Origin of the sequence: Ferroglobus sp., from assembly GCF_015521575.1 — an archaeon.
Classification (GTDB): domain Archaea; phylum Halobacteriota; class Archaeoglobi; order Archaeoglobales; family Archaeoglobaceae; genus Ferroglobus.
Genome location: NZ_WANY01000014.1, coordinates 1 through 5313, shown reverse-complemented (window position 1 = coordinate 5313; position 5313 = coordinate 1). Strand labels below are relative to the sequence as shown.

Annotated in this window: 8 protein-coding genes; 3 read left to right on the top strand and 5 right to left on the bottom strand. The window is 44.5% G+C overall.

Annotated elements, in window-relative coordinates; all coding sequences use genetic code 11:
• The coding region (hisG, locus tag F7C14_RS00665) for an ATP phosphoribosyltransferase (RefSeq protein ID WP_290898615.1) at window positions 1-600 on the bottom strand (600 nt) is incomplete at its 3' end.
• A 52-nt stretch (window positions 601-652) separates the two neighbouring features.
• Between hisG and F7C14_RS00660 the strand changes: the two genes are divergently transcribed.
• From F7C14_RS00660 to F7C14_RS00650, 3 genes are read left to right on the top strand one after another with little or no spacing between them, the layout of a single operon-like run.
• Entirely contained in the window at window positions 653-1051 is a 399-nt protein-coding gene (locus F7C14_RS00660) for a hypothetical protein (RefSeq protein ID WP_290898613.1), read from the top strand.
• A gap of 38 nt (window positions 1052-1089) precedes the next feature.
• Window positions 1090-1383 carry a NifB/NifX family molybdenum-iron cluster-binding protein gene (locus F7C14_RS00655; RefSeq protein ID WP_290898610.1) on the top strand — a complete coding sequence of 98 codons (294 nt, stop codon included), beginning with the start codon at window positions 1090-1092 and terminating at the stop codon, window positions 1381-1383.
• Window positions 1343-2482 carry a M20/M25/M40 family metallo-hydrolase gene (locus F7C14_RS00650; protein ID WP_290898608.1) on the top strand — a complete coding sequence of 380 codons (1140 nt, stop codon included), beginning with the start codon at window positions 1343-1345 and terminating at the stop codon, window positions 2480-2482. Before F7C14_RS00655 ends, F7C14_RS00650 begins: the two co-directional genes overlap by 41 nt.
• On the opposite strand, the gene F7C14_RS00645 is transcribed toward F7C14_RS00650, so the two are convergent.
• From F7C14_RS00645 to F7C14_RS00630, 4 genes are all read right to left on the bottom strand, one after another.
• Window positions 2475-3128 carry a MarR family transcriptional regulator gene (locus tag F7C14_RS00645; RefSeq protein ID WP_290898605.1) on the bottom strand — a complete coding sequence of 218 codons (654 nt, stop codon included), beginning with the start codon at window positions 3126-3128 and terminating at the stop codon, window positions 2475-2477. The two genes, F7C14_RS00650 and F7C14_RS00645, sit on opposite strands and share 8 nt — an antisense overlap.
• Window positions 3118-3807 (bottom strand): MBL fold metallo-hydrolase, encoded by a 690-nt coding sequence (locus tag F7C14_RS00640; RefSeq protein WP_290898598.1) that lies wholly within the window; start codon window positions 3805-3807, stop codon window positions 3118-3120. The genes F7C14_RS00645 and F7C14_RS00640 overlap by 11 nt, the downstream gene beginning before the upstream one ends.
• Window positions 3804-5120 (bottom strand): CCA tRNA nucleotidyltransferase, encoded by a 1317-nt coding sequence (cca, locus tag F7C14_RS00635; protein WP_290898591.1) that lies wholly within the window; start codon window positions 5118-5120, stop codon window positions 3804-3806. Before cca ends, F7C14_RS00640 begins: the two co-directional genes overlap by 4 nt.
• The coding region (locus F7C14_RS00630; protein WP_290898588.1) for a 2'-5' RNA ligase family protein at window positions 5117-5313 on the bottom strand (197 nt) is incomplete at its 5' end. The genes F7C14_RS00630 and cca, both read right to left, overlap by 4 nt.

Genomic DNA, 5313 nt, shown 5'->3' with positions numbered 1-5313 from the left:
TTGCAGAGCTGTAATTAAAGCTTTGACGTGGAAATCGTCTTTCTTCTTTTTATTCACTATCAAAACAGCCTCTGTCTCAAGAACCTCCTCAACAACCTCAAGCCCGTTCATTCTTAAAGTTGTGCCAGTCGAAGTTAGATCGAGGATAGCCTCAGCCACTCCTATAGCTGGAGCGTTTTCGCAGGCTCCGCTGACCTTTATTATCTCCACATCTATACCCTTTTCAGAGAAAAACTTCTTAGCGATGTTTTCGAATTCCGTCGCAACCCTCTTTCCTTCAAGGTCTCTCAAACTTTTTATCCCGGAATCTTTCGGAGCTGCAATAACGAGTCTCGCTTTCCCAAATCCGAGCTTTAAAGCCACATCAACGTCAAATCCACTCTCAACCACGATATCGTAGCCGGTAATTCCAGCCTGAGCTGCGTTCATGTAAACGTACTCTGGAATGTCTCTCGCTCTTGCAAAAAGTATCTTTATGTTCTCGTTGTTCGTGTTGGCGATCAACCTTCTGTCTTCGCTCTCCACTTTTATCCCGGCTTCTCTCAGCATCTCTATTGCTGGAGCGCTGAGCCTTCCCTTGTTCGGCACTGCAATTATCATTGGTAATGACTTTGAGGAATAGCTTTAAAACTTTTTCAGGATAAAGTTTTACATGAAGGTCAGCGAAGCACCAAAAACGTCAACCTCAATAATAGTGAGAAGCGCCGCCAATGCGAGAATTTCCCAGTCGAAGAACCCTTTTTTGGAGCTGATGAGGAGGGTTTTCAGAAAAGAGGAGGTTGCGTTAAAAGCGGTGAAATTCGTTACTATGATAGAGGAGAGGCAGAAAAGCGGAAAGCCGCTTAGAGTTGAGGAGTGGGAGGAAATAATGAATGAACTCGGAATGAATCGCTCTTCTTTTTACTCAATGAGAAACAAGCTGCTTGGAGCAGGAATGATAGCGATAAGAAACGGAGAATACAGGCTTTCCGGGGCTTTCAGCAAGGATCTTGTTGATATGGCGAGGTGGTGGTGGACAGCTGTTTTGGGAAATGATCCAGACACGCTATAATTCGCTAAAGTTTTAAGGGAAAGCGAAGAGATGAGTTTATGAAAGTTGCAATCCCCACAGACGACGGAGTTAAAATTTCAGAACATTTTGGCAGGGCGAAGTTCATCTACATAACCGACGGAAAGGAGAGTAAGTTAATGGAGAATCCCCACGTTCCCAAGAGAGGTCACAAAGCTCTACCAAAACTTTTGAAGGAAGAGGGCGTTGAGGTTGTTTTCGCCAAACATGTGGGGGAGGGAATGAGGGAAAATTTGGAAGAGTTCGGAATAAGAGTGGAAATAGTGAGCGAAGATGAGATCTCAAAGCTCATCGATCGCCTTAAGAGTTCTTGAGGAACTAATAAAAATCGACACGAGGAATCCTCCGGGGAGAACGAGCGAGGCAGTCGAGTTTCTTGAGAACATCTTTTCGAGCCACACAACAAAAATTTACGAAGCTGAGGAAGGCAAGGAGAACCTTGTGGTTGAAATAGCTAAGGGCAAACCGTCTTTGATGTTCAACTCACACCTTGACACAGTTCCGGCTAAAGATATTCTCCTAACTCCCGTTTTCGTCGATGGAAGGGTTTACGGGAGGGGAAGTTGCGACGCGAAAGGATGCGTCGCTGCGATTGTGGAAGCTTTTCTAAACTTCGAGCCGGAAATTGGTTTGAAGCTAAGCTTTACGGCTGATGAAGAGGTTGGCGGAAAGCTCGGATTAGATTACGTTCTTGAGAGGGAAAAAGCGGATTACGTTATAGTCTCCGAACCTTTCGGTAGTGACAGCATTGGGGTCGCTCAGGCGAAGGTTTATTCCATCGATATAATCGTAAAGGGTAATTCCGGACATACGGCTTCAGCGGATGTAAAAAGCGGAGCAATTTACAAAGCTTCAAAGCTGATAGTCGATGCGGTCGATTACTTCAGCTCGATAGAGGAGAAAAATCTTGATAGTCTTCAAAAACTTCTTGGAACTCCGGTAGAAATAAGAGGGAGGGGTGTTGCAGCGTTCAACCCAGCGATAATTGAGGGAGGAGTAAAGAGAAATGTTGTAGCGGATAAATGCGTAATAAAAGCTGATGTAAGGCTGATGCCTTGGGTGGATGAGGCGAAGGTTTTTTCCAAAATCGCTGGCGGGGATGTTGAGTTGGTTGTTCAGGGGGTTTTGAAACCTTACGGATTAAGCTTCGACGGCGTTGATTTAAACGCTGATCTGAGGTTTTTCGAGATCATAAAGAGTTCGATAGCATCTTTCGGCTTAAAACCCAAAGCCACCGTATCTCTTGGTGTCGGAGATATAAGGCATGCGAGGAAAAGGGGAATTCCAGCTTTCTATCTCGGCCCTAAAGGGGAGAATCTGCATGCCGATGATGAATTCGTTTACGTGGATGAGATTTTCAGAGTTGCTAAAATTTACAGAAGAATTGCCGAGAAACTTGCGAAATTCACTTGAGAAAGATCACGTTACCCCTCCCCTTCTTGTACTTCTCGATGATTCCTCTCCTTTCTAAATCTGCGAGCATCAAACTCAGCTTGGCTTCACTGACTCCAAGCCTCTCTCTCAACTCTTTCTGAGTGATTCTTCCTCCAGCGGCTTTAATCTCTTCAACAACCCTCTTCAAATCTTCGGGGAGCTCTTTTTCTCCCTCTTTTATCCTCCTTGCCCTCAACGCTAAGTAGAAAACCGGTGCTGCGAATAAAATTAGCAAGGGGTAGTAAATCGAGTAACTGTTCTCCCCTTCCTTTACGTCGATCTCCTCAAAGGTTATGTTCCCGAGCTTTGGCTCCTCTATTTCTATAACTGGCACGAGCAGCAGATCTAGTCTGTAAGTTCCCTCCCTCACAACCGTGACGTTTTCTTCAGCGATCATCACGAGCTCTCCGTTTTTGTAATATTTAGCCACGATCTTGTAACTTCCGGGAGAGACGTTGAAGGAGTAGCTTCCGTCTTTGCTCAAAATTTTCTGCTCCGGAGTTGTGTTTATCTCAACAACAACGTTCGAAAGAGGCTCGAAATTTTCCCAAGAGTAAACCTTTCCTTCGATAACCGCAGCTGAGGACAATTTAGCGAGTAAAATCAAAAGGATGCTAAATTTCAATACTTTCGAGATCGTTCGGAAAGTTAACATCGATACCTCTTTTCTCAACGAATTCTTTTATTTTACTCCTATTTTCGTAAGCTTCCGGATACATGTGGACGAAGTAGGCTTTCTTAACTCTTGCATTCTCCACGAAGTTTTCCGGAGTTGTGTGGTCTATTGCCGGATACCCGAAGCTTAGAGACATTTCGTGAATTACCATTTCTACATCCTCGTAAAGCTCTGGAAAGCTCCTCGTATCTCCGCTTATCAGCAGGTTCTCTATTTTGTAAGCGTAGTTGATTATTGCGTGCTTTCCCTCCCTGACTTCAAACTTCATTGAACCGAATTTTGGCTTGTCTTTTACCACAACTTTCACCTTAGTTCTTAGGTAGGGATACGCTTCGAAAATAGCCTCAAGGTTCTCTTTGGCGAAGGGGGCAAAGATTTCAATTTTTTCGTCCCTCTCCAACCACCTCGCTTTCAGAATCCCTATGAGCTCCCCGCAGTGGTCGGTGTGGAAGTGAGTGAGTAAAATCCCGTCCAAATCTGCAGGAGTGTATCCGGCTTCTTCCAGTCTAAGCAAACAGCCAAATCCGCAATCGACGAGAATGAGTTTATCGTCTTCGATGAGCAAACTGCTCTGGGCTTTTTTAGCGAGAGGCACAGCTACTCCAGTTCCCAAGAACGTGACCTTCATGCTTTCAGCTTTAGGAAGTCCCATATAAATTCTTTCGTTTCTGGTGATGGTGTTAGTACTCTCTTCACCACTCCGCTCCTTATTTTCTCCCCCACATCAGCTCCAAGAGATTTCCAGTGATTCCTTATGCAGTCTTCTATCGCCTCAACAACTGTTGTGAACTTTCTCCTAACGTAGGTTACGTACTTTCCTTCTTCAAAAAAGTGCTTGTATTCTCTTTCCTTTTTTATGAACCTCATGGCATGCTCGTAAACCTCGAAAGGCGGTCCAAAATGTTTTTTAATTTTGCCGAGTTTGTCGAAGGCTGTCTCTATGTAAATCATGCACGTGCTACCTTTTACGAAGTGTCCGCTTTTTACTACTGTAAAGTCGTTGTTCTCCAAGAACTCGGAGATTTTTCTGCACGCCCTCTCAAGCTGAGGATAAAGATTGTCTTCGACAATTGGAGGCTTTTCAAAACTTATTTCGTATATGAATCTGTTTTCGAGTTCTTTTTCGAGTTTTTCGTCTTTTATTTCTTCTTTTTCTGGATAGAAGAAATCTTTGGATGGCTTTTCTATGAAGAGCCGGCATTTCTCAACGAATTTAGCCAGGTTGTCGACGCTTAGATTAGCTGCCACGTTCCTCTTCTCATCAACCGGATCCACTACGAAGATGTTCTTTAACCCCTTTTTTCTGTAAACCTCTCTTCTCGCAACATCTATCACCAGATCTCTTCTCCATTTTGCAGCCTCTCTGACGAGGTTTTCGAAACTTCCGTAGAATACTATGAGCAGCTCGCAGAGGTAGCCGGAAAAACCTCTTACTTTGTACTCAGCTCCGTACAAGTTCGAAGCTTTCAAGAATCTTTTTAAGAGTCTAACGTCGTTTTCCTTTCCCTTTATCCTGTCTTTCAGCCACTCGTGGTGAAAGGGAGTTCTGTCAACTGCACTCTTGATCTTCTCAGCGCTTCTCAGCTTGTAGCAAGGCACAACATCCGCTTCAACTCCAAGCACCTTGCCGTGAACGTATGGATGAGCGGCATATCTCAGCTCAAATTCGTCGAGAACACTCTTCCCAATTTCGAGTCCGATTCTTTCGAGTTCCTCTTCAGTATAGTTTTCGGGGAAGAGAATGAAGGCGTCTATCTCCAAACTTTCCGGCAGCCATGTGTCTCTTGCGAAGCTTCCGAGAAATCTGAATTCCAAGTCGGGATAATCTTTGAGCTTTTCCTTTAACCTTCTCTCAAGCTCTTCAGCCGCTTTTTCAGCCTTTCTTCTCAACTCTTCGCTTGGAATGACCTCTTTCAAAACCTCTTCCAGAACCTCCTTCATCTTTCTACACCGTAAACTTCCAAGTCCTCGTAAATCGGCCCTTTGCTCGTTAGCGTGCTTTTCTTCAGCCTGAAATCCCTTACATCCATCCATCCGAAATCATCTTCGAGATCTCTCAAAACTTCCACTATCTTCCTCCCTTCCGGCTTTTTCACCCTCGCTATTGTGACGTGAGCTGTGAAGCTTTCGGGCT

Excerpts from the sequence above, each read along its gene's own strand:
- F7C14_RS00660 (WP_290898613.1), top strand. The coding sequence starts at position 653 with ATGAAGGTCAGCGAAGCACCAAAAACGTCAACCTCAATAATAGTGAGA.
- F7C14_RS00640 (WP_290898598.1), bottom strand. The coding sequence starts at position 3,807 with ATGAAGGTCACGTTCTTGGGAACTGGAGTAGCTGTGCCTCTCGCTAAA.
- F7C14_RS00650 (WP_290898608.1), top strand. The coding sequence starts at position 1,343 with ATGAGATCTCAAAGCTCATCGATCGCCTTAAGAGTTCTTGAGGAACTA.
- F7C14_RS00655 (WP_290898610.1), top strand. The coding sequence starts at position 1,090 with ATGAAAGTTGCAATCCCCACAGACGACGGAGTTAAAATTTCAGAACAT.
- cca (WP_290898591.1), bottom strand. The coding sequence starts at position 5,120 with ATGAAGGAGGTTCTGGAAGAGGTTTTGAAAGAGGTCATTCCAAGCGAA.